This window comes from Guyparkeria sp. (genome assembly GCF_046545975.1).
Classification (GTDB): domain Bacteria; phylum Pseudomonadota; class Gammaproteobacteria; order Halothiobacillales; family Halothiobacillaceae; genus Guyparkeria.
In genome coordinates, this window is record NZ_JBKGYT010000031.1 from 1 (window position 1) to 22,107 (window position 22,107).

The 22,107-nt window shown below is 67.6% G+C and carries 19 protein-coding genes and 3 tRNA genes; 12 read left to right on the plus strand and 10 right to left on the minus strand.

Annotation, left to right across the window (positions count from 1 at the left end; genetic code table 11):
* On the plus strand, positions 1-825 hold an 825-nt coding region (locus tag ACLFMY_RS04560), incomplete at its 5' end, for a TonB-dependent receptor domain-containing protein (protein WP_410763381.1).
* 41 nt (positions 826-866) lie between these two features.
* Entirely contained in the window at positions 867-1,484 is a 618-nt protein-coding gene (locus tag ACLFMY_RS04565) for a hypothetical protein (protein WP_410763382.1), read from the plus strand.
* A gap of 87 nt (positions 1,485-1,571) precedes the next feature.
* On the opposite strand, the gene ACLFMY_RS04570 is transcribed toward ACLFMY_RS04565, so the two are convergent.
* The 6 genes from ACLFMY_RS04570 to ACLFMY_RS04595 all read right to left on the minus strand — a co-directional run bounded on the left by ACLFMY_RS04570 (position 1,572) and on the right by ACLFMY_RS04595 (position 12,394).
* Positions 1,572-2,087, minus strand: coding sequence for a chemotaxis protein CheW (locus ACLFMY_RS04570; RefSeq protein WP_410763383.1), 516 nt, complete (start codon positions 2,085-2,087; stop codon positions 1,572-1,574).
* Positions 2,088-2,105: 18 nt separating this feature from the next.
* On the minus strand, positions 2,106-8,732 hold the full coding sequence (locus ACLFMY_RS04575; RefSeq protein ID WP_410763384.1) for an Hpt domain-containing protein: 6,627 nt from the start codon (positions 8,730-8,732) through the stop codon (positions 2,106-2,108).
* A gap of 92 nt (positions 8,733-8,824) precedes the next feature.
* Positions 8,825-10,900 (minus strand): methyl-accepting chemotaxis protein, encoded by a 2,076-nt coding sequence (locus tag ACLFMY_RS04580; protein ID WP_410763385.1) that lies wholly within the window; start codon positions 10,898-10,900, stop codon positions 8,825-8,827.
* A 70-nt stretch (positions 10,901-10,970) separates the two neighbouring features.
* Complete coding sequence (locus ACLFMY_RS04585; protein ID WP_410763386.1) at positions 10,971-11,519, minus strand: chemotaxis protein CheW; 549 nt, start codon at positions 11,517-11,519, stop codon at positions 10,971-10,973.
* 4 nt (positions 11,520-11,523) lie between these two features.
* Positions 11,524-11,886 (minus strand): response regulator, encoded by a 363-nt coding sequence (locus ACLFMY_RS04590; protein ID WP_410763387.1) that lies wholly within the window; start codon positions 11,884-11,886, stop codon positions 11,524-11,526.
* Between the two features lie 76 nt (positions 11,887-11,962).
* Positions 11,963-12,394, minus strand: a complete 432-nt coding sequence (locus tag ACLFMY_RS04595; RefSeq protein WP_410763388.1) for a response regulator — start codon at positions 12,392-12,394, stop codon at positions 11,963-11,965.
* 188 nt (positions 12,395-12,582) lie between these two features.
* Between ACLFMY_RS04595 and gshA the strand changes: the two genes are divergently transcribed.
* The 9 genes from gshA to ACLFMY_RS04640 all read left to right on the plus strand — a co-directional run bounded on the left by gshA (position 12,583) and on the right by ACLFMY_RS04640 (position 19,661).
* A complete protein-coding gene (gene gshA, locus ACLFMY_RS04600; protein WP_410763389.1) occupies positions 12,583-13,917 on the plus strand; it encodes a glutamate--cysteine ligase in 1,335 nt (444 codons plus the stop codon).
* 26 nt (positions 13,918-13,943) lie between these two features.
* Complete coding sequence (gene gshB / locus ACLFMY_RS04605; RefSeq protein ID WP_410763390.1) at positions 13,944-14,888, plus strand: glutathione synthase; 945 nt, start codon at positions 13,944-13,946, stop codon at positions 14,886-14,888.
* A complete protein-coding gene (locus ACLFMY_RS04610; RefSeq protein WP_410763391.1) occupies positions 14,885-15,937 on the plus strand; it encodes an FAD:protein FMN transferase in 1,053 nt (350 codons plus the stop codon). The genes gshB and ACLFMY_RS04610 overlap by 4 nt, the downstream gene beginning before the upstream one ends.
* Positions 15,938-15,955: 18 nt before the next feature.
* Positions 15,956-16,762: an energy transducer TonB gene (locus ACLFMY_RS04615; RefSeq protein ID WP_410763392.1), complete on the plus strand. Its 807-nt coding sequence runs from the start codon at positions 15,956-15,958 to the stop codon at positions 16,760-16,762.
* A 168-nt stretch (positions 16,763-16,930) separates the two neighbouring features.
* On the plus strand, positions 16,931-17,347 hold the full coding sequence (dksA, locus tag ACLFMY_RS04620; RefSeq protein WP_410763393.1) for an RNA polymerase-binding protein DksA: 417 nt from the start codon (positions 16,931-16,933) through the stop codon (positions 17,345-17,347).
* Positions 17,340-17,927, plus strand: coding sequence for a peptidylprolyl isomerase (locus ACLFMY_RS04625; RefSeq protein ID WP_410763394.1), 588 nt, complete (start codon positions 17,340-17,342; stop codon positions 17,925-17,927). Before dksA ends, ACLFMY_RS04625 begins: the two co-directional genes overlap by 8 nt.
* 57 nt (positions 17,928-17,984) lie before the next feature.
* A complete protein-coding gene (locus tag ACLFMY_RS04630; RefSeq protein ID WP_410763395.1) occupies positions 17,985-19,160 on the plus strand; it encodes a ribonuclease D in 1,176 nt (391 codons plus the stop codon).
* Positions 19,157-19,381, plus strand: a complete 225-nt coding sequence (locus ACLFMY_RS04635) for a BolA family protein (protein ID WP_410763397.1) — start codon at positions 19,157-19,159, stop codon at positions 19,379-19,381. Before ACLFMY_RS04630 ends, ACLFMY_RS04635 begins: the two co-directional genes overlap by 4 nt.
* Positions 19,382-19,409: 28 nt before the next feature.
* The gene (locus tag ACLFMY_RS04640; protein WP_410763398.1) at positions 19,410-19,661 is read left to right on the plus strand and encodes a DUF1244 domain-containing protein; all 252 of its coding nucleotides are present in this window, start codon (positions 19,410-19,412) and stop codon (positions 19,659-19,661) included.
* Positions 19,662-19,776: 115 nt separating this feature from the next.
* On the opposite strand, the gene ACLFMY_RS04645 is transcribed toward ACLFMY_RS04640, so the two are convergent.
* Entirely contained in the window at positions 19,777-20,712 is a 936-nt protein-coding gene (locus ACLFMY_RS04645) for a hypothetical protein (protein ID WP_410763399.1), read from the minus strand.
* Between the two features lie 155 nt (positions 20,713-20,867).
* Between ACLFMY_RS04645 and ACLFMY_RS04650 the strand changes: the two genes are divergently transcribed.
* Positions 20,868-21,635, plus strand: a complete 768-nt coding sequence (locus ACLFMY_RS04650) for a spermidine synthase (protein WP_410763400.1) — start codon at positions 20,868-20,870, stop codon at positions 21,633-21,635.
* Positions 21,636-21,712: 77 nt separating this feature from the next.
* Here ACLFMY_RS04650 and ACLFMY_RS04655 read toward each other — a convergent pair.
* The 3 genes from ACLFMY_RS04655 to ACLFMY_RS04665 all read right to left on the minus strand — a co-directional run bounded on the left by ACLFMY_RS04655 (position 21,713) and on the right by ACLFMY_RS04665 (position 21,954).
* Positions 21,713-21,789, minus strand: a tRNA-Asp gene (locus ACLFMY_RS04655).
* Positions 21,790-21,799: 10 nt separating this feature from the next.
* A tRNA-Val gene (locus ACLFMY_RS04660) sits at positions 21,800-21,875 on the minus strand.
* Positions 21,876-21,878: 3 nt separating this feature from the next.
* Positions 21,879-21,954 (minus strand) — tRNA-Gly (locus ACLFMY_RS04665).
* Positions 21,955-22,107 lie beyond the last annotated feature (153 nt).

Below are 22,107 nucleotides of genomic sequence, written 5' to 3' on the forward strand. Positions count from 1 at the left end.
GCGGACCAGACCTACGACAAGCTTTCGAGCAGCTCTGACTACGAGAAGAATTCGCGTCGCAATCAGGCACTGTTTGCCCAGATCAACACGACGTTAGGCGAGAAGCTGGATATTCAGGGCGCACTGCGTCGCGACTTCAACGAGCAGTTCGGCACGACCAACACCGGATCGCTGGACCTGGCCTATGCGCTCACCGACAGGTGGACAGTGACCGCCGGTCACGGCACGGCCTTCACGGCACCGTCCTTCAACCTGCTCTACTACCCTGGCGCCAGCAATCCGGACCTTGATCCCGAAAAGACTCGCACCAGCCGGGTGGGCGCGACCTGGACCGACCGCAACTGGTCGGCCGGCATCACGGCGTTCCGATCCCGAAACCGGGACATGATCGCCAGTGACGAGCCTCTCTACGTCCCATACAACATCGAGAAGGCAACCGTCCGCGGCGCCGAAGCTGACGTCGCCTGGTCTCATGACGACTGGTCGACCTCCGCAACGCTGACCTACCTGTCCACCGAGAACGAGGAAAGCGGCGAGCGCCTGCCACGGCAGCCTCGCTGGAGCGGACGCGTGAATCTGGATCGTGACTTCGGCAGGTTCAGCCTGGGCACCTCGTTGCACGGCCGGAGCAACTCCGAGGGAGGCGAGTGGGCCGAGGACAACGAGGGCTTCGTCACCGCCGACCTGCGGGGGGCCTACCGCATCAACGCCGACTGGCGCCTCGAGGCACGGGTGGAGAACATCTTCGACCGCGACTACCAGGTGGTCCATGGCTACAACCAGGCCCCGCGCGGCGTGTTTGTGAGCCTGCGCTACGGGCGGTAAGATAGCTTCTCGCACAGGCACAACCCGGGACGGGCAGGACCATGCACAATCCGCTGCAGGACAGCATCACACCGAACGGTCGCAGCACGGGCATCGCGCTGCTGGCCCTGCTCGCGCTGTCGATGCTCGCCACGCGCTACCACCACTTCAGCTCGGCCCTGCACCTGGCGGACACCTCCTGGGCGGTGTTCTTCCTCGCCGGGCTGTGGTTCCGGCGGGCGGCGGTACTCGGCGGGCTGCTGGCGCTGGCCGTGCTCATCGACCTGGGCAGCGTGGTGATCGACGGGGCCGCCATGGCCAGCTGCTTCTCGCCGGCCTACCCCGGGGTGCTGCTTGCCTATGCCGCTCTGTGGGGCGGCGGCCGACTGGCAGGGCGTGCGCTGGACGGCGGCGTGACTTCCTCCCGTCTCGTCGGCGGGCTGCTGGTGGGCGCCTCGTTGCTGGTCAGCGTGGTCGTGGCCTTCGTCATTTCCAACGGGACCTTCTATGCCCTGTCCGGGCAGTTCGAGGAGATGTCGGCGGGGGAATACGCCGGTCGGACCATGGGCTACCTGGCGGGCTATCTCACCTCGGCGGTCACCTACACGCTGGTGGGTATCATCGGGCTGGCCGCGTTCAACCTCATCCGCGAGGGGCGGGGCGCGCAGCGACGCGCCTGACGAGGCCCTCGCCGACCGCGTAAACGAAAGAACCCCGGCCACCATGGGTGCGCCGGGGTTCTGTTTTTGATCAGCGAAGCCCCGCGGTCAGGACAGGGCCTCCCCGGTCCCTTCCGTCTGCCTGATGCGCATCTGGTCGATCCGCTCCTCGAGCACGCGGACGTCGGGGATGGCCGTCAGCCGTCCGCCGATGCGGACCACGGCTTTCCAGAGCGCGTTGTCCTGCGGGCCGGCCATTTCGATCTGGCCGGGCAGGATCTGCTCCGAGCGCGGCACGCCGGACAGCAGCACCGCGTAGTACGGCAGGGCCCGCTCCGGGTCCGTGCCGTAGAGCACCGCGCAGCGCACCCGTCGGCCGATGGTGGGCACCGACTCGCCGTTCATCGCCTCGAGGCTCACCAGGGGCACCTGCTGGCCACGCCACTCCACCATGCTCGCCTCGCTGCGTCCCAGACGGATGCTGCCCTCGGGCAACGACACGTCCGTGATCTCGGCAATCAGCGCGTAGGGGACGGCCACATCCAGATCCGTGAGCTGCGTCGGCAGGCGCACCGCCCGCAACGGTGCCTGGCTCGCCGGTGATTGATCGCTTTGCTGCTGCATCAGGCAGGACTCCGGTGATTAGTCTGCATTCGGTCCGACACCGCTGTCGACGACCGGGCGTTGGACGTCGGCCGATTGGCCCTCGATGACCTCGCGGGGCGACAGGCGCTCGATGGTCTCGATCAGCTCCATCTCCGTGTACGGCTTGCCGAGGTAGGCCGAAACACCCAGGGCTTCGGCGCGGTTGCGGTGCTTCTGGCCGGTACGCGAGGAGATCATGATCACCGGGGTGTCGGCCGCCGTCCGGTCGTTCCTGATCGCGCCCAGCAGCTCGAAGCCGTCCATCCTCGGCATCTCGATATCCGTGAGCACCAGGTCCGGGAGCTTGTCCTGGAGCACGCCCAGCGCCTCCACGCCATCCCGGGCGAGGACCACGTCGTAGTTGTTCCGCTCCAGTGTCCGCGCCGTGACCTTGCGCACGGTAAGAGAGTCGTCGACCACCAGCACGGTCGGGCGTTCACGCTTGGGCTTGAGGCCCGCCTGCTCGCCCAGGCGCCGCTGGTAGTCACGGCGCTGGAACTGCTGGACGAGCTCGAACAGCTCGAGGACCAGGATCACGTCGCCGTCATCGGCGATGGTCGCCCCGGAGAGCCCCGGGATGCGGCCCAGCTGCGGTCCCAGCGACTTGACGAACAGCTGGATGCCACCGAGCTGATGGTCGACGTGCAGCGCAAAGCGCCGCTCGCCGAGCTTGAACAGCATGACCGGCCGGATCGCCGCCACGTCCTGGGCGGCCTCTTCCGAGGACTGCCCCCACAGCAGTTCGCCCAGGTAGTAGAGCGGATACTGCTCGCCGTCGTATTCGAACTGCGGCTTGTCCTCGCGGTACAGCTCGGCCAGCGCCACCCCGGTCATGCGGGTCACGGCCACCACGCCCTTGTAGGGAATCGCGTAGCGATCATCCCCGTTGGCGATCAAAATGCCCTTGGTCATGGCCTGGGTCAGAGGCAGGTTCAGGCGGATCTCGGTGTATCGACCCAGTTCGGAGTCGATGTCGACGAAGCCACCCAGTTCCCGGGTGGCACTCGCGACGACATCCATGCCGACGCCGCGACCGGCCACTTGGGAAACGTTCCCGGCGGTCGAGAAGCCTGGCAGGAAGATCAGGGAACGCGCCTCCTCGTCACTCACCTCGACGTCGGAGGGGATCAGGGCGCGCTCCACGGCCTTGCGACGGATGGCGTCGAGGTCGAGGCCCCGGCCGTCGTCGCGCAGGCTGACCGTGACGTTCCCGCCAGCGCTGTCCACGGAGAGCAGCAGCCGGCCGACGGGATTCTTGTTTGCCGCCAGCCGTTCCTCGGGCGGCTCGATACCGTGTGCCAGGGAGTTGCGCAGCATGTGCTCCAGCGAGGGAAGCAGCGCCATCAGCGTCACGCGGTCAAGTTCCGCATCGCCGTTCTCGATCACCAGTTCGGCCTGGCGGCCCATCTCGTCGCCGACCTGGCGGACGATGCGGCGCAGGCGGCTGGCGCTGTCGTTGAATCGGACCAGGCGCATTGCCAGCGCCCCGTCCTGCATCTTGCGGCCCAGGCGCGACTGTTGCAGGAGCATCAGCTGGGACTGCTCGGTCAGCGAGCTCAGCGTCTCCTCGATGTTGGCCACGTCGCCGAGGGACTCCATGATGCCGCGGCTGAGTTCCTGCACCTGGGTGAAGCGGTCGAACTCCAGCGGGTCGAACTGCTCCTCGCTGATGCCCGCTTCCTCGATCAGGTCGGCCTTGATCTGTGTCTCGGTCTCGATCTCCAGCCGACGCAGCTGGCTGCGCAGCCGCGTGACGGTCTGCTGGAGTTCGAACAGCTGCCGCTCGAAACCGTTGACCTGGCGATCGATCCGCGACTGCAGCAGTACCGACTCGCTGATCTGGTTGACCAGCTCGTCGATGCTGCCGGCGGCGACACGAACCTGCTCGTCGCGTCGCTCCGGAGCGGCCTCCTGCTGCACGGCCGGCGCTTCCGGCTTCTCCGGCGTCTCGGCCACGGGCTCCGAGACCGGGGCAGTTTCAGGCTCCGCCGCTTCCGGCTCCGTCGGTCCGGCCTGCGCGGCGTCTTCCCCCGGCTCCTCCTGCTGCCCACGCTCGACAAAGCGCTGCGCACCGGCCGGGTCGCGAATCAGCGCGATCAGTTCACGCTGCTGCGGGACCGGTTGCTGGTTGCGCACGCGATCGAGGAGGCCGGCGATCACGTCGTAGCTGTGCTGCACCAGTGCCACCAGCGACTCGTTGTCCCCGGATTCCGCATGGCGCGCGGTATCCAGCCGCCCCTCGAGGTGGTGTGCCACGTCGCCGAGATTGAGCAGGCCCGCCATCCGCGCCCCGCCCTTGAGGGTGTGCAGGTTGCGGTGCAGCAACCGTATCGACTCGAGGTCGTTCGGGTAGACCCTCCAGTGGGCCAGGTAGGCGTCGGCCTGCTCGAGCAGCTCGTCGGCCTCGTCGAGGAAGATCTGCAGGATATCCTCGTCCTGGTCGGCGGGATCGTCGTCCGGGCGCTCCTCGATGTCGTCGAAGGCCTCCGGCTCCGTCGTCGCCACGACCTCGTCCGCAGGCTGCCACGGCTCGGCGGCCTCCGGCTCGGGCTCGAGTGCTTCGGCCCCCGCCGGCTCCTCCTCGGAATCGGCAACCTCGGCCACATCCGGCTCGGCTTCAGCCACATCCGGCTCAGCTTCGGCTTCAGCCACATCCGGCTCGGCTTCGGCTTCGACCAGATCCGGCTCGACCGGCGCTTCGGGCGACTCGATCGTGACCTCTTCGACCTGCTCCGGCTCGGCCGGTGGCTCACCGGAGTCCGTCACCGCGGCCGCATCCCCCGGTTCGTTGCCGGTCGCCCAGGCAGTCCGGGCTTCCGGCTCGTCGAAGGATTCGGCCACATCCGGCACCTCGGCCGTCGGCGCCGGAAGCGAGTCGTCATGCTCCGGCAACGGGGTGTCGACGGCGGCGGGAGCGGCATCGTCGGATTCCTCGAGCCCGCCCTCTGCATCGGATTCGCCCCGCGTCGTCTCGCGGGAGACGCGCGCCTCGACGCTCTCGGTCATCTCGCCGTAGTGCGCCAGCGCCTGCTCGTAGCGAAGCCCGAGGCGCCGCTCGATGTCGCTGCTGTCCGGCACCTCGTGACCGGGATCGACCGCCCAGCGTCGCAGGGCCTCGATCATGTCCGCGCCTTCGGCGAAGAGGTCGAGGTCCCGGCCGACCAGGCCTTCGTGGTGCACCGACAGGATGCGGGTCCATTCCTCAAGGTAATGGGCCAGGGTGGCGATGACGTCGACGCCTGCGGTGCGGGCCGAGCCGAGCGTGGTGTGCAGCAGGCGCACCAGTTCGTTGTCGCAGGTCAGGCCGACACCGTTCTCGCGTGCCTCGGCGATCTTCTCGTGCAGTTCGTGGATGTAGCCGCCGATCTCCTGGTCGAAGATCTCCCGGAGCACCGGGTCCTCGATGATGGGGCTGACCTCGGTCTCCGCGGGAGTCTCGTCGACGGTGACCGGCTCGGCGACCTCGGCGACGGCTTCGCCGCCCGGGGCCTGTTCCGCCGACGCGTCGGGTTCCTCGCCGGCCTCGAGGCGCTCGGCCAGTTCGCGTGACGCGGCCCAGTGGCTGTCGGGCGTGGGACGGCCCGACTCCAGGTCGGGCAAGGCCGCCTCCATCAGCCCGACGGCCTCGGCGGCACCTGCCTGGATCGCGTCGCTGCCTGCCACCTTGCCGTCGATGACCCCGTTGAGCAGCCGCTCCCAGGACCAGGCCCATTCGCCGATCCCGTCCAGCCCCACCATTCGGCCACTGCCCTTGATGGTGTGGAATCCGCGGCGCAGGTTCACCAGCGCATCGCCATCACCGGCATCACGCCAGGCGGTGGCAGCCTCGACCATCTCCGGGAGGGTCTCGCCCATCTCCTCGGCGAAGACCTCGCGCATCTCCTGCATCATCGGGTCTTCGTCGGCCTCGGGCTCCGCGGCCGGCTCCACCGGTTCCTCCATGCCCTGCTCGACCTCGCGGGTCGCCTCGGCTTCGAGGGATTCCGCACCGGTCTCGTCGCGCGCCGGCACGTCCTCTCGCTCGATCGCCCCGGAGGGTGTTTCGGGTGTTTCCACGACCTCGTCGGGCAGGTCGGTCGCCTTTTCCGCCGGCTCCTCGCGCTCGGCAAGGGGTTCCGTCGTCCCGATCTCGGAAGGCGACTGCTCGTCGGCGAGACCGAAGTCCAGCGCTGCCGTCAGCTCGTCGGCACCGGACCGGTCCGCATCGGACATGTCCAGGGGCGCCGGACCCTCCCGATCCGTCTCATCGTAGGACAGCGTCCCTTCGCCCTCGTGCCGCTTCTCCGGCAGTTCGAGCGGAGCCTCGTCAGCCGGCTCATGCTCTGCAGTGGCCGTCGGCTCGTCGGACCAGCCGATGCCCAGACCATGGTCGGCCGGGGCCGACGGCAGGTCCATGTCCAGAATCTCGTCGGAAATCGTTTCCGAGCCGGCCTCATGGGCCTCCGGCTCGTCGGCTTCCTGCGGCAGCAACGGCAGCTCGCCGTCCACCGACGACTGCCAGGAAGCGGTGGGCTCCTCTTCGGCCTCGTCCGTGAGCCACGGCGCGAGCTCGTCACCCGGCGCCTGTGCCTCGGCGGACACGTCAGCCTGCTCGGAGGTGGGCACCTCGCCCGTCGCCTCGACCTCGCCCGGGGTCTCCGGCGCGGCCTCGATCTCGTCGGGCAGGTCATGCGACGGCTCGTCGCCGCCACCACGGGACACGGCGGCGTCCAGACGTTGCTCGCGGTCGCCCTCGTCCAGGGCGAAATCCAGCGCCTGCTCGAGTTCGTGGCCCGCCGCCTCTTCGCTCGTCGGCGCGGCCGGCGACTCGCTCACCGGCTCCGGTTCCGGCTCGATCTGCCAGAAATCCAGCAGCGCTTCCTGTTCCGTCTGCGTCTCGGGCTCTCCCGGCTCGGCCGGGGCAACCTCGGCGGCATCCGGCATCGATTCCGCGCCAGGCTGTTCGGCCCGGGGCTCGACGGTCGCCAGAAGATCCTCGACCCGCTGCTTCGGACCGTCAAGGAACCGCACGATCTCCTTGCCGAAGTCGCGCAGGTTCTCGAGGTAGAACTCGACGGCCGCAAAGACCTCGCTCAGCGCGGACAGCGTATGCTCGTCACCGACCGGTGTGCCGAAGCTCTGCGCACGCGTCCAGCGCGCCAGCGCCTCGACCAGCGGCAGGGCGGCATCCCGGTCGGCCAGCCGGAGGACCTCTCCGATGCCGCCGAGGATATCGGCCGCCTGGCGGAAGGGATTGGCGCGATCGGAGGCGGTCTCGCTCGCTTCACCGGCCAAGCCGGCGTTCACCTTTTCGCGAGCGGCGGCTAGGTTCTCGTAGGCCGCGGTGGCGATCGCCCCGATGGACTCGGCCACGGTCTGGTCGTGCAGCGTGGCGCCCATGGCGGCGTCGCCCATGCTGCTCGGGATGCCGGCGACCACCTGCTCGACGAGCATGACCGTGCCGGCCAGGTCCATGAGCAGGGGATCGTCGAGCTCGGCGTCGCCGTCGATCACCTCCTGAAGTCGTCCAGCGCCCTCGTCGAGTGCATCGGACGCCGCCACGTAGCCCAGCGCCCCCAGCACGCCGCTCATCTGCCGGAATCGGGACGTGATCCGGTTGAGGGGCTCGAGGTCGTCGCGCTTGCCCCGCGCGAACAGGTCGAGCACGTCCTGCGTGGCGAGGATCTCCTCCTGGAGCGCCTCGGCAACGGCGCCCAGTGCATGGGCATCCAGGCCGACGAACCGCGCCTCCCCCTCGGCACCGTCGAGCTGCGCCCGCCACTCGGCAGCGGTCTCGCTGCAGATCTGAGCGTCGTCGTCGACGTGATCGAGGAGGGCGCCGAGCACCGTGGCGCCGAGATCGAGCCCGGCATGATCGATCACGACCTCGCTGCGTGAACTCAGCTGCAACCGGAAGAGCTGCAGCACGCGGCCGACGGCCCGCTTGAGCAACGGGGCATAGCGCTCCGGATCCTGTTCCGTCAGGCGGAGCAGTTCACCGAACACCTGCACGGCGATGATGGCGCTGCGACTGCGCTCGTGTGCGATGATGCGCATGGAGAGATCGCGCAGCCCAGGGAGCACCGACCAGTCGTCGCGCATGACCGAAAGCACTTCGCGCTCCATCTGGCGGAGCAACTGGCGCAACCGTTCCCCGGTCAGGCCGTCGGTATCCAGGGAAAGCTTGTCGAGTTCGTGCTCGGCCTGCAGCAGGTAGCCACGGGCAGCGAGGTCACGGACGTCCAGGGCGGGCTGCCCCATGCCGGTGCGCAAGCGGTTGACCATCGGCAGGAGACTGGCGGCGTTCACCGTCGAGCCGGTGGACATCCGGTCCAGCAGCGCCCGGAGCAGGGCGGCCGACTCGATCTGGGCGGAAAGCGCCGTCTCGTTCTCGACGCCAGTGCGCTCGATCGCCTCGAGCGCCACCAGCTGGGTCCGGATCAGCACCCGGACCAGCTGGATATCGACCATGGCGAAGACGCGGTCGATGGTTTGCAATGCCTGGGTGGCGTCGAAGACGTGCTCGGTGACGTTCTCGCCCTCGGAAAGCTGCTCGAGTGCCCTCAGCAGCTCGGCCAAGCGTTCCTCGAGCCCCTCACGGAGCCAGTCGAAAACGATGGCGTCGACTTTCCTTTCTGTCCGCATCTCAGTTCACCGCCTTTCGGCATCCCGCCTGCTGGAATACCCGGGGCACCTGGGCCCCGAATCCGGATTCATGCCTCCTGGAGCCGGAGGTCTCAGGCCCGCTTTTCGGCAGGCTCGTCCCACTCGTCTTCGGTGGACTGGATCTGCGGCTCATCACGCTCCGGCATGGTGAAGCCGGCCACCGAACGGTTGAGCTCCTCGGAGAGCGAGCCCAGTTCCCCGATCTCGTCCGCCGCCTGGGTGGCGTTGTCGGCCGTCTGCTGGGTTTCCTGACGGATACGGTTGACCGCCTCGCGGAGCTCGGTCGCGACCGAGGCCTCCTTCTGGGCCACCGAGGTGATGTCGTTGATCTGCTGGGAAAGCTTCAGCGAGACGCTCTCGATCTCGGACAGTGCCTTGCCGGCGTTCTCGGCCAGTGTGGCGCCGTCGACGACGTTCGAGGTGGTCTGCTCCATCGCGAGCATGGCCTCGGAGGTGTCGGTCTGGATGGTGTTTACCAGCAGCTCGATCTGGCGGGTCGCGTCACTGACGCGCTCGGCGAGACGCTGCACCTCGTCCGCGACCACCGCGAAGCCTCGACCGGCCTCGCCCGCCATGGCCGCCTGGATGGCGGCGTTGAGTGCCAGGATGTTAGTCTGGTCGGCGATGTCGGTGATCAGGCCGACGATGTCACCGATCTCCTGGGAGGATTCACCCAGGCGCTTGAGTCGCTTGGAGGTTTCCTGGATCTGCTCCCGGGTCTGGTTCATGCCCTTGATGGTCTCCCGCACGGCATCGCCGCCGCGGTGGGCCACGTCGACCGAGGATTCAGCGATCTGCGCCGACTGCTGGGCGCTGACCGAGACGCTCTGGATCTCGTCGGACATCTGCGCGATCGCGTCCGAGATCTCGGTGATCCGCTGGGCCTGGCCACGGGATTTCTCCGCCAGGGCACGGGAGCTGTCCTGGGAGTTCCGCACCGCCTCGGCGACGCGCACCGAGGTGTCGTTGATGGTCCCGACGAGGTCCCGCAGGGCGTCGATGGTGTAGTTGACCGAGTCGGCGATCGCGCCGGTGATGTCCTCGGTGACCGTCGTGTGGGCGGTCAGGTCGCCGTCGGCCAGCGTCATCATCTCGTCGAGCAGACGGAGGATCGCGGCCTGGTTCCGCTGGTTGGTCGCCTCGGTCTCGTTCAGGGCCTGGCGGGATTCGCGTACCAGCGTCATGCCGAGCCAGACCAGGAACAGCAACGCGATCGCGCCAGTGGCATACCCGATGTAGATGAACTGGGCGGCGGCGTTCTGGTCATCGGCGAGCGTCTGCGCGAATTCCGAGGTCTCGCTGATGAATTGGCCGGACTGCCGGTCGATTTCGCGGGCGGACTGGTTGGCAGCCAGCAGTGCCGGTGCCTGCTCGAGCACCGAGGAAACCAGTTCGTCGACTGTAGTGAAAAGGACGCCGACCTCGCGCAGACCGTCCCGGACCTCCGGATCGCTGACACGGGGCGCCATGCGATTGCCGTTGAGCAGGCCGTTCAGGACGCCGCCGAACAGCGATACGTCACGACCGAATCGTTCGGATGCGTTGACGGCCTGCTCGCCGCCACCCGTGATCTCGTCGAGCGTGGTACTGATGCGCTCGATGAACATCAGCTGCCGGGTCGCCAGGTAGATCACGCTCTGCGGGGCATCGTTGGACACCAGTGTCTGCACCACGTCATCCGAGGCCGCCGTGAGGTCCGGCAGGATCTCCTTGATCTGGCTCGACTGCTCGCCGACGTCCAGGATCGCCGAGCGACCCTCGAGCACCTTGCTCAGCGACTCGTTGTACGTCGACCAGCTCGACGCGACATCGGCCAGCGACTGCTCCCGCGATGACGGCACCGCCATCTGCGGGTTCTGGGAATCGTCACCCTGCAGCGCATTGAGGTTGTCGGTCAGGTCCGCACGGATCGACTGGACTCGATCGAAGGCCTCCTCGTTGCCGCGACTGGCCCGCAGGACCTCGATCGTCAGCTCCTGGGCGTTGCGCTCGAGCGCGGCGCCGGCGAGGCGTCGTTCGAGGTAATCCTGGTCCCGCTGTGCCGAGTAGATGAACACGACAACGGTCGCGACCAAGGCAAGCACCGCGAGAACCACGAGGACAAGTATCTTGCGGCTGATGCCGCCCATCCGTGCGCCAAGACTCATAGCTGCCACTTACTCCTGAATGGAATTCATCGTTGTAGTTGTTTTGCCGGAAAACCCCTGTCGACCCACATCACGCCACCGCATTGAGGAACCCGTCGCTGCAGAGCAGTGACCGGAGCTCGAGAATCGGCAGCCATTCGTCGTTGATCCGCACTTCCTGGCGGAACCCCGGCAGGGATGCGAGGTCGCGGTTGTGCTCGGACTCGCCCAGCGGCCGCTCCCCGCCGTGGGCGACCTGACGGATGCCGTAGGAGCGCTCGACCAGAAAGGCGGAGGCCGCCGCGGACTGCTTGGCGAGAAACACCACGCCGTGCCGGGAGGCGGGGGTCGGGGTATCGAACCAGAAGCGGCCCAGGTCGAACACGCCGGTCAGTTCGCCCCGGACGTTGGCCAGGCCGATTACCCAGTTGCGCGCCCCGGGAAGGACGACGGTACGGGGCGGGGCGAGGATCGCGCGGACCTCGTCGAGCGCGACCAGCATGCGGCGCCCCTGGACGGAGAAGAGGACCCCCTGCCAAGTGCGCACATGCTCTTCGTTGCGAGGCAGACCCACCGCATGCTGATCGACCTGGGAGACGATCCAGCCGAGATAGTCGAAGACGTCCTCTGGGCGCTGCATGTGATCAGCCAATCACGTTCTTCAGCACGTCGATCAGGTCCGCTTCCTTGACGGGCTTGACCAGGTATTCCTTGGCCCCCTGGCGCATGCCCCAGATGCGGTCGGTCTGCTGATCCTTGGTGGTGACGATGATGACCGGGATATCGGCCGTCTCTCCGTCCTTGTTCAGGGTCCGGGTGGCCTGGAAGCCGTTCATCCCCGGCATGACCACGTCCATCAGCACGGCGTCGGGCTTGACGCTTTTCACCAGGTCGATGCCCTCCTCGCCGCTGCTGGCCACGGACACCTTGTGTCCATGCTTCTCCAGGATCGACTGGAGCACGTATACCTCGGTCGGAGAGTCGTCAATGACAACGATGTGAGCCACTACCCTGTCCTCGTAGAATGTTTCGGCATGTTGTTTGGTGGCGTCACGACGCTCCCGCGACGCCGAAATTCGGCTATCAGCCAGCCGCGACGCCTTCACCGGCCGTCGCGCGCCCTTCGGCGAATCGTTGCACGGCCGTCAGGATCTCGTCGCTGTTGAAGGGCTTGGTGAGGTAGTCGGAAGCGCCGACGATGCGCCCCCGCGCCTTGTCGAAGATGCTGTCCTTGCTCGAGAGCAGGATGATGGGGGTGCCGGCGAAGCGGTCGTTGTTCTTGATCAGCGCCGTGGTCTGGTAGCCGTCGAGGCGGGGCATGAGGATATCGATGATCACCACGTCCGGGTCGAAGCTGCCGATCCGCGCCAGCGCGTCGAAACCGTCGATGGCGCTTTCCACCTCGCAGCCGGCCTTGCTGAGAATGCTGTCGGCCGTGCGCCGAATGGTCTTGCTGTCGTCGACCACCAGGACCCGCAGGCCGTCGAGACTTGCATGATTGTCTGTCGCTTCCATGTATTCATCCTTGCTGCTGGCCGATCTCGTGCCGTGACCTACCTGCCGGAATGTAACCAACGCGGCGGGGTTTGGCAAACGCCCGTCCGCCGAAACTCGGGGCGGGCTTCGTTTACAATGGGAGGCCAAGTCGCCCCGCCCCCGCGCGGCCCGGGGCCCACACCCGCGAAGACTGGGACGAAAACCGGATGACAGACAACCAATCAGCCCTGCAACTGGACGACATCGACCAGACACCGGAACTGGCCGCCACCTACTGCGGGCCACTGCTGATGATCGAGTCGCACATCATCGACAACCGCCGACAGATCGAGGCCTGGTTCCGCGAGCAGTGGCGCCACACGCCCGCCCCGTTCTATGCCTCGGTCGACCTGCGCAACGCGGGATACAAGCTCGGGCCGGTCGACACCAACCTGTTCCCCGCCGGCTTCAACAACCTGAACCACAGCTTCGACCCGCTGGTGGTCCACGCCATCCAGTCGGCCGTCGAGCATGCCTGCCCGGAAGCGCGCGGGATGCTGATCATCCCCGAACGGCACACGCGCAACCTCTACTACCTCGAGTCGGTGGCGACCATGGCGGACCTCTTCGAGATGGCCGGCTTCGAGACCCGCATCGGCTCGCTGGAGGACATCGAGGCACCCCAGACCTTCGACCTGCCGTCCGGGCGACAGCTGGTCCAGCACCCGATCTGCCGGGTGGGTCGTCGCATCGAGGTCGACGGCTTCTCGCCCTGCACGATCGTGCTCAACAACGACCTCTCCGGCGGGCGCGAGGAGGTGCTGGAGGACATCGAGCAGACGGTGGTGCCGCCGACGGCACTCGGGTGGTGGAACCGCTCCAAGTTCAACCACTTCAGCCACTACCAGTCCCTGTCCAGGGAACTGGCCGAGCTGATCGATCTCGACCCCTGGCACCTCTCGCCGATGATCCTCGACTGCGGCCAGATCGACTTCATGAAGCGCGAGGGCGAGGCCTGCTTGGAGGAAAAGGTCGGGGAGATGCTCGATGCGATCCAGGCCAAGTACGACGAGCTGGAGATCAAGGAAAAGCCCTTCGTGGTGATCAAGGCGGATGCCGGCACCTACGGCATGGGCGTGATGATGGCCCAGTCGACCGAGGACGTGGTGGGACTGAACCGCAAGCAACGGACCCGCATGGCCGCCTCCAAGGACGGGCGCGGCATCAATCGCGTGCTGATCCAGGAAGGCATCTACAGCTTCGAGCAGCTTGGCTCGAACGGCCACGTTGCCGAACCGGTGCTCTACATGATCGACCGGCACGTGGTCGGCGGCTTCTACCGCGTGCACACCAAGAAGGGACAGAGCGAGAACCTCAACTCGCCGGGCGCGGAGTTCGTACCCCTGCCCTTCACCCAGCCCTGCGTGCTGCCGGCTCCCGACGCCTCGCCCGACAGCGACCAGAACCGGCTGTACTGCTACGGCGTGGTCGCCCGGCTGGCCCTGCTGGCCGCGGCCCGCGAGCAGCAGGACCTGACCGGCGGCTCCAGCGAGACCGCCTGACACCCGACCAACCCGGAGTCGACAAGATGCGCCTGGCCGTCGTGATGGATCCGATCGAGCGGATCAAGCCCTGGAAGGACACCTCCTTCGCCTTTCTCCTGAGCGCGCAGGCACGCGACTGGGAGTGCTGGTACATCGAGCCGGAACGGCTGTTCTTCGCCGACGGCCGGCCGCAGGCCCGCTGCGCCCCGGTGCGCGTGTTCGACCGCGACCAGCGGTTCCATGAACTGGGCGAGGAACGGGTCCGCGACCTGGCCGACTTCGACATCATCCTGCAGCGCCAGGACCCGCCGATCGACCTCGACTACCACTACGTCACCGGCCTGCTCTCGCTGGCCGAGCAGGCCGGCGTGGTCGTCGCCAACCGCCCCGACGCGGTACGGGCGGCCAACGAGAAGCTCCTCGCCCAGCACTTCCCGCAATTCTGCCCGCCGACGCTGGTCAGCCGCTCGATCGAGCAGCTGCACGCCTTCGCCGCCGAGCAGGGCGAGATCGTGGTCAAGCCGCTGGATGCCATGGGCGGCGCTTCCGTGTTCAAGATCAGCGAATCGGACGTCAACGCCCAGGTCATCCTCGAGGTGATGACCCGCGACGGGACCGAGCTGGTCATGGCCCAGCGCTACCTGCCCGAGATCCGCACCGGCGACCGGCGCATCCTGCTGATCGACGGCGAGCCGGTGGACCACGCCCTGCTGCGCGTGCCGGGCGAGAAGAGCTTCCGCGCCAATCTCGCCGCCGGCGGACGCGGCGAGGTGGTACCGCTGCGCGACCGCGACCGCGAGATCGCCGCGGCCGTGGGCCCGTGGCTGGCCGAACGCGGGCACTGGTTCGTCGGCCTGGACGTGATCGGCGACTGGCTGACCGAGATCAACGTCACCAGCCCGACCTGCGCCCGCGAGATCAGCGCCGCCTGCGACATCGATGTCACCGGGCGGATGCTCGACCGCCTCGCCGAGCGGGTGCCGCGATGATCGACCACGGACGACGACGACTGCTGGGCGGGCTCGCTTCCCTGCCGTTACTGCCCCTGACCGGCTGCGGCGGGCCACCGGAAACGACCGAGGCGGGCTTCACCGTCTTCGACCAGGTCTGGACCCTGCGCTTCGTCGGCACACCGGCCGAGCGGATCAACGCCGCCGTGGACGCCGCCGAAGGGATCGTCGAGCCCCTCTACCGGCGACTGCACCCCTGGAAGGACAGCGAACTGACCCGCCTGAACCACCAGCTCGCCCGTGACGGCGAGGCGCCGGCCAGCGAGGAGATCCGGGAGCTGATCGCCATCTCGCGGCCACTGTTCCGTGCCACCAGGGGACGCTTTGATCCCAGCGTCGGGGGGCTGATCGAGATGTGGGGCTTCCATGCCGACGCCGGCGATCAGGCCCCGGCCCCGCCCTCGGAAGCCGAGCTTGACGAGTGGCTCGAGCACGCTCCTTCGCTCGACGACCTACATGTCGAGGGAGAGCGGCTGCGCGTCACCAACTCCCGCGTGCAGCTGGATTTCAACGCGCTGGCGGAGGGATACGCCGCCAGGCGGGTGCTCGATGCCCTCGAGAAGCTCGGCGTCGAGAACTGCCTGCTGGACACCGGCGGCGACCTGTTCACCCTCGGATCGGCCGGCCTGAGAAGCTGGCAGCTCGGGATCCGTGATCCGCGCGGCGATGACGTGCTCGGCGGCGTCATGGCCAGCGGGCGGCAGGCCCTGTGCAGTTCGGGCGACTACGAGCGGCGCCTGGATTACCGCGACCGAACCTGGAGCCACATCCTCGACCCGCTGACCGCCAGGCCCGCGGAGACGAACCGGGGCACCACGGTCCTCGGCGCGGACGCCGCCCTGGCCGACGGGGCGGCCACCGCCCTGATGCTCACGCCCCCGGAACGCGCCGGCCGGCTCGCCCGGGACCTGGATCTCGACGGGGCGCTGCTGGTCACCCGTGACGAAGAGCTGTGGCGGGATGCCGGCATGGCCGCTAAGATGGTCGACCTCCCGCAGGGCCGCCAGGGAGACTGGCAGGAATTCTGATCCTGCCGGGAAACAGGAATGGAGATCACCGAACGCATGGCCGGACTGTCGACAAGGACGAGACAGGGCATAGCCGCCGAACCCCTGGATTCGTCACGAACCCTGAAGATTGCCATCGGGGTGGCGGTGGTGGTCCACCTGGTGGTCCTGGCCATCGAGATCACGCAACCGGAGGACGAGCCCCCGCCGGTGATCGAGATCACGCTGGATGCCCCGCAATCCGACCGGACGCGCGACGCCGGTCAGCGGACGGCCGACATGGCCGAGGACACTCCCACCAAGCCGGCCCTGGCCGGCCAGGCCGGCCCGGAAAGCCCGACCGACTCGTCCATGGACGAGGGCGCCGGCCACCAGCGCAAGGGGTCCTGGGGAGCGAGCGACAGCAACCGCCCCGTCTCCACGCAAGACCAGATCGACCAGCTCCACGCCCAGGTCAACGCCGCCCTGCGCACCGGATACGTCACCAGCCGCACCCAGAACGGCCCCGAGGGACGCTACCTGGCCCGCTGGAAGCGGCAGATCGAGGTCTACGGCAACCAGCACTATCCCCGCGCACTGATCGAGGGAAACATCTCGGGCGAGGTCGTGGTCGAGGCCACCATCAGCAAGGACGGCAAGGTCCTCAACCTCGCCATTCGCAAATCCTCCGGCAGCACGACGCTGGACAACGCCGCCCGCAACCTACTGCAGGCCGCGTCGCCCTACCCGGCGTTTCCCGAGGAACTGGCGGAAAAACGCGACCGACTGGTCATCACGCGAACCTGGGTGTTCACCAGCGATCGAGAGGTGTTCGACCAGAGCTCACGGGAGCAGACAAGCCCTTGATTGGCAACCGCCCCGACCCGCCATGGCCGGCGTTGCGCTCGCGATCCTGCGCACCTATACTGCCCGACGCCCGTTGGCGACCGGGCAGCGGCCCGAAGGCCGCACCACAAGCCGTTTTCGGCGCCAACCCATTTTCAGTGCCTGCTCGGGCAGAGGTGGTAGACAGACATGGCAGTTGAACTCCCGGAAGGTTACAAGCCCTCGGAAGACGAGGAATACATGAACCCGATGCAGCTGGAGTACTTCCGGCAGAAGCTCCTGGCCTGGCGCGAGCAGTTGATGACAGAGTCCGACTCGACCATCAACCACCTGCGCGAGGAGAACTGGCAGGAGCCGGACATCAACGACCGGGCGACGCTGGAATCGGACGCCGCGCTGGAGCTGCGCACCCGGGACCGCTACCGCAAGCTGATCAACAAGATCGACAAGGCCTTGAAGCGCATCAACGATGGCGACTACGGCTACTGCGAGGAGACCGGCGACGAGATCGGCCTCAAGCGGCTCGAGGCGCGCCCCATCGCCACGCTGACGATCGAGGCGCAGGAGCGCCACGAGCGCCTGGAGCGGGTCCATCGCGATGACTGATCACCGCTCGCCTGCCCTAGCGGCCATCGGCCTGCTGCTCCTGGCAGGCGCGCCTGCCGCGCTCGCCGACACGCAGGCACGCATGCAGACCTCTCACGGCCCGATCGTCATCGAGCTGTTCGACGACAAGGCCCCCAAGTCCGTGGAAAACTTCGTCGAGTACGCCGAGTCGGGCTTCTTCGAGAGCACGATCTTCCATCGTGTCATTCCCGGCTTCGTCATCCAGGGCGGCGGCCTGACCGAGGACTTCGGGCGCAAGGAGACCCGCGCACCGATCCCGAACGAGGCAGGCAACGGCCTGAAGAACCGCACGGGCACCCTCTCCATGGCCCGCACCGCGGATCCAGACTCGGCCACCTCGCAGTTCTTCGTCAACCTGGCCGACAACCCGTCGCTGGACCGGCGTGACGACAGTGCCGCCGGTGCGGGCTACGCCGTCTTCGGCGAGGTGGTCGAAGGCATGGACACCGTCGAGCGTATCGCCGACATCCCCACCGGCGCCGGCGGCCCCTTTCGCGGGGACGTGCCCCGGGAGACGGTACGCATCGAGTCGGTGGAGATCATCGAGTCCGACGACTGACCGGCATGCGGCACTTTCCGCACGCCGACGCCTCCGTTGCCGCCGGCACCTGACGGCATGAATGCCGACACCCCCAACGTTCACCTCGTTGCCCGGCAGAGCCAGCTCGATGCCCTGCTCGATGCCATGCGCCGGGCGGCCTACCTGCCGCTGGACACCGAGTTCGTTCGCGAGCGCACCTACTTCCCCCAGCTGGCCCTGCTGCAGATCGCCACCCCGGATGCCGTCTGGCTGGTCGACCCCCTCGCCGGACTCGACCTTGCCCCGCTCTGGGAGCGCATCGTCTCGAGCGACACCCCGGTGGTCCTGCACGCCGCCGACCAGGACCTCGACCTGATTCTCACGGCGGCCGGACGATTGCCGAAACGGGTTTTCGACACGCAGATCGCCGCCGAGCTGCTGGGAATCGGCGCACAACTCAGCTACGCCGCCCTGGTCGACAAGCTGCTCGGCATCACGCTCGACAAGGCGCAGGTGCGCAGTGACTGGCTGGCTCGCCCCCTTTCCGAGGCGCAGTGGAATTATGCGGTGCAGGACGTCTTCCAGCTCGGGCGGATCTTCCCCCTGCTGGAGGAGCAGCTGGCCAGCGCGGGCCGCCTCGACTGGATGGCCGAGGAAACCGCGCGACAGACCGATCCGGCACGGTTCGCACCCGCCGATCAGCGCCGCTGGAAGAAGATTCGCGGTGTACAGACGCTGGGCCGTGCCGGTCTGGCCGCGCTCCGCCCCCTGGCGGCCTGCCGCGAGGAGCTGGCACGCGAACGGGACCTGCCTCGCCGCTGGGTGTGGCGCGACGAGGCCCTGCTGGAACTCGCCAGGGACATCGCCGGCCTCCCCCGCCCCGTGGAGCCGGAGCAGATCGCCCCCATGGTCGAAGCGGGCCGCAGCCCGTTGCGCGGCGATCCCGAGCGTGCCCGGCACGTCGCCGCCGAAGTCGCCCGCGAGCTCAACCGTCCGCCCAGCCACTGGCCGGAACTCCGTCGTGGCCCCGCCCTGCCGCCCGAGGAGCGGGAACTGGTAAAATCCTGCCGACACCGGCTCGAGCAACTGGCCGAACGGGAATCGATCTGCCCGTCCCGGCTGGCGACCAGCGCCGAGCTCAGGCACTACCTGGCCAACCCGGATCGGCCATCACGACTCACCCAGGGATGGCGAGCCGCCCTGCTTGCCCCCGTGCTGCAGGGCGCACGTCAACCCGACTCCCCAGAAGACCGGAGGAACATCCGCAGATGACCGACAACGAGATCATCGAGCTGATTCAGGCCGAACTGCCCGACGCCCGGGTGCGTCCTGACGGCGAAGGCTGCAATTTTCGCATCGCGGTGACCAGCGAGGCCTTTGTCGGCAAGTCGCTGCTGCAGCAGCACCAGATGCTCAACCGCATCCTCAAGCCGGCCCTGGAATCGGGCGAGCTGCACGCCGTGACCTACGACACGCGCACCCCGGACAACTGATCCCCATCTTCGCGAGGAGAACCTGCCCATGCCGATCGACTCCAGCAACCGTGATCAACTCGAGGCGGCCGCCTTCCGCCGCCTGGTGGCCCACCTGCAGGAACGCACGGACGTGCAGAACATCGACCTGATGAACCTGGCCGGCTTCTGCCGCAACTGCCTGTCCCGGTGGTTGCGCGAGGAGGCCGAAAGCCAGGGCATCGAGCTGGACGACGCCGAGGCGCGCGAGCATGTCTACGGCATGCCCTACGAGGAGTGGAAGCGGCGCTACCAGAAGTAGTCCTGCCGCTCAGGCCCGACACTCGCAGAAAACCGCCCGGTCCGGGATGCTGTCCTGGCCGGGCGGTTTTTGCTGGAAGCGGCGTGAAGCAGTCACCGATTCAGGCCGGGACCCCTCAGAGCAGCTCCGGCCACTCGCCGTCGGCGATGGTCTTTTCGGCACGCTCGCGATAGAAGGCCACGTCGGCATTCTGGAACGGGCGGCTGTCGTTGGCGGTCATTACCCGGTACCAGCCGGTGTAGATCGCGAGGATGTCGTCGGCCGAATACCCCGGGACCTCGCGCGGGTCGGCGCTCTGTCCCTCGAGCTCGCCGAGCTGGTCCTCGATGATCTCGTGGAGCCGCACGATGACCGCCGCCAGCGGATCCTCACGATGGCGCGGCGCGGTCCCTCCAAGGATCCGCTCGGCCTCCTCGACGGACTCGGTGTGCGCCTCGAGCCTCTCGGCGACCTCGTCGAGCATGGGGGCCGCCTTTTCCAGTGCACGCGTGGCCGGCACCGGGAAACCCCGGCCCTGGGTGGAAACCACCTGCGCCTTGGCGATCTCCATGGCTGCGACCATCTTCGGCAGACCCGTCTCGCGGGCGCGACGAATCGCGACATCGAGACGGTCGGGCGTCATGGCCATGCCGCTGCCGAGGTACTTGAGGTACGCGATGCTGAGGTTCTCCCGCTCGAGATAGAGCTGGCTGCCACGGCGATAGGGCATCACCTCGTCCGAAGGCAGGCGCTGCTCGATCACCAGGTCATCCGGGTCGTCGGAGACCACCTTCGCACCCGACAGCGGCGTACCGCCGGACGGGTGGCAGGTGCCGCCGAGCGTCTTGCCCTTGCCGGTCTCGACCTTGTTGACCCGGAGCGTCAACGTGCCGTCATCGTGGATCGTCTCGACGATGCCCTCGGCATAGCCGTCAAGCTCCGGATTGGGCTGGAACATCGGCACGAAGACCTTCTCGCCCACCGAGAACTGCGCCGCCTGGGCAGCCCCGGCCGCCAGCAGCACGGCCGCGGCGATGCAGCCGGCGGACAGATGACCGATAATCCCACTCACGCGCGGGAAAGCGCACTTCAACATCATTCTTGCCTCGACTCGTCTTTCGTTCAGTCTGCGTACTCGCCCATGGAACCACAGAGACCATCCCCGCCACCCGAAGTTCTGCGCGCAGGACCCTCCGCCCATGCCGTCACGGCACAGCGGGTGACCGCGTGAAACACCGGGTCCTGGAAAGGCAGCGTGACGAATACGGCACGCTGGAGGTCACCGAGCGCGGCGGCGAGGTGGCCCTGCACTTCGGCAACGAGACCGACCAGTCGGCCTGGCGGCCCGATACACCGGAGCGGCTGTCGTTCGCCTACTACAAGGCCATGACCCTGCCCGTGGCCCTGCACCCGAACCCGTCGCGGGTCGCGATGCTCGGCCTTGGCGGCGGCGTCATGGCGAAGTTTCTTCTCGAACATACCGAGTCTAGCATCCACGCCACCGATCTGCGCCCGTCGCTGGGCCCGATCGCCGCACGCCATTTCGGCCTCGATCTCGACCACCCTCGCCTGGACGTGGCGTTCGCCGACATCACCGACCCGCAGTGGGTTCCCGGCTGGACACGGATCGACCTGCTCCTCATGGACGTGTTCGACGAGGCCGGCATGGTCGCACTGCCGGACGGGACGGTGGACAAGCTGGCGGAGTCGCTGGACGCCGGGGGGCTGGTCTGCGTGAACGTCTGGCGCAACACCATGCGCGCGGTGGTGGACATCCACCGGCAGCTTTCCGCTCACTTCCACCAGGACGCCCTGGTGGCGCACGTCCCGGACCGGCTCAATAGCGTGATGATCTACCGCCGGCAGCCCTGGACCCCGGCCGACCTGGAGGCGGGCGTCACCCGGATGGCGAATGCCCCGACCGCCCTGCGACGGGCCCAGGGCGAGGCCTGGCGGTGGCTCCAGCCCCTGCGCGGTCATCCCGGAACGCCCTGACCCGGGCACCGCCCGGCAGGACGGATTCCCCGGGTCCAGACGAAGAAAGGCCCGCCAGAGGCGGGCCTTTCGGAGTGTGGCGCAGCGGACGGGACTCGAACCCGCGACCCCCGGCGTGACAGGCCGGTATTCTAACCAACTGAACTACCGCTGCTTTGAGATGATGGTGGGTGGTGAGAGGCTCGAACTCCCGACCTAAGCCTTGTAAGGGCTCCGCTCTACCAACTGAGCTAACCACCCAACTGGAGCGGGAAACCGGATTCGAACCGGCGACCCCAACCTTGGCAAGGTTGTGCTCTACCAGCTGAGCTATTCCCGCTCATCTCAACGCAACCGATGTGATCGACTGCGTTTGCTAGAGCGCGCATTATACAAACCTCGACGAGCCGCGCAACCCCTTCACCGCACCCGATGACAAAAAAATTTCCAGCGACCTGACGGGGGATCGCCGGACCCCCACTTCACGAGCCAG

Coding starts and splice junctions, on each gene's coding strand:
- ACLFMY_RS04610 (WP_410763391.1), top strand. CDS start 14,885: ATGATCGACCACGGACGACGACGACTGCTGGGCGGGCTCGCTTCCCTG.
- ACLFMY_RS04565 (WP_410763382.1), top strand. CDS start 867: ATGCACAATCCGCTGCAGGACAGCATCACACCGAACGGTCGCAGCACG.
- ACLFMY_RS04585 (WP_410763386.1), bottom strand. CDS start 11,519: ATGCAGCGCCCAGAGGACGTCTTCGACTATCTCGGCTGGATCGTCTCC.
- ACLFMY_RS04570 (WP_410763383.1), bottom strand. CDS start 2,087: ATGCAGCAGCAAAGCGATCAATCACCGGCGAGCCAGGCACCGTTGCGG.
- ACLFMY_RS04635 (WP_410763397.1), top strand. CDS start 19,157: ATGACCGACAACGAGATCATCGAGCTGATTCAGGCCGAACTGCCCGAC.
- gshB (WP_410763390.1), top strand. CDS start 13,944: ATGCGCCTGGCCGTCGTGATGGATCCGATCGAGCGGATCAAGCCCTGG.
- ACLFMY_RS04630 (WP_410763395.1), top strand. CDS start 17,985: ATGAATGCCGACACCCCCAACGTTCACCTCGTTGCCCGGCAGAGCCAG.
- gshA (WP_410763389.1), top strand. CDS start 12,583: ATGACAGACAACCAATCAGCCCTGCAACTGGACGACATCGACCAGACA.
- dksA (WP_410763393.1), top strand. CDS start 16,931: ATGGCAGTTGAACTCCCGGAAGGTTACAAGCCCTCGGAAGACGAGGAA.
- ACLFMY_RS04625 (WP_410763394.1), top strand. CDS start 17,340: ATGACTGATCACCGCTCGCCTGCCCTAGCGGCCATCGGCCTGCTGCTC.
- ACLFMY_RS04640 (WP_410763398.1), top strand. CDS start 19,410: ATGCCGATCGACTCCAGCAACCGTGATCAACTCGAGGCGGCCGCCTTC.
- ACLFMY_RS04575 (WP_410763384.1), bottom strand. CDS start 8,732: ATGCGGACAGAAAGGAAAGTCGACGCCATCGTTTTCGACTGGCTCCGT.
- ACLFMY_RS04595 (WP_410763388.1), bottom strand. CDS start 12,394: ATGGAAGCGACAGACAATCATGCAAGTCTCGACGGCCTGCGGGTCCTG.
- ACLFMY_RS04580 (WP_410763385.1), bottom strand. CDS start 10,900: ATGAGTCTTGGCGCACGGATGGGCGGCATCAGCCGCAAGATACTTGTC.
- ACLFMY_RS04615 (WP_410763392.1), top strand. CDS start 15,956: ATGGAGATCACCGAACGCATGGCCGGACTGTCGACAAGGACGAGACAG.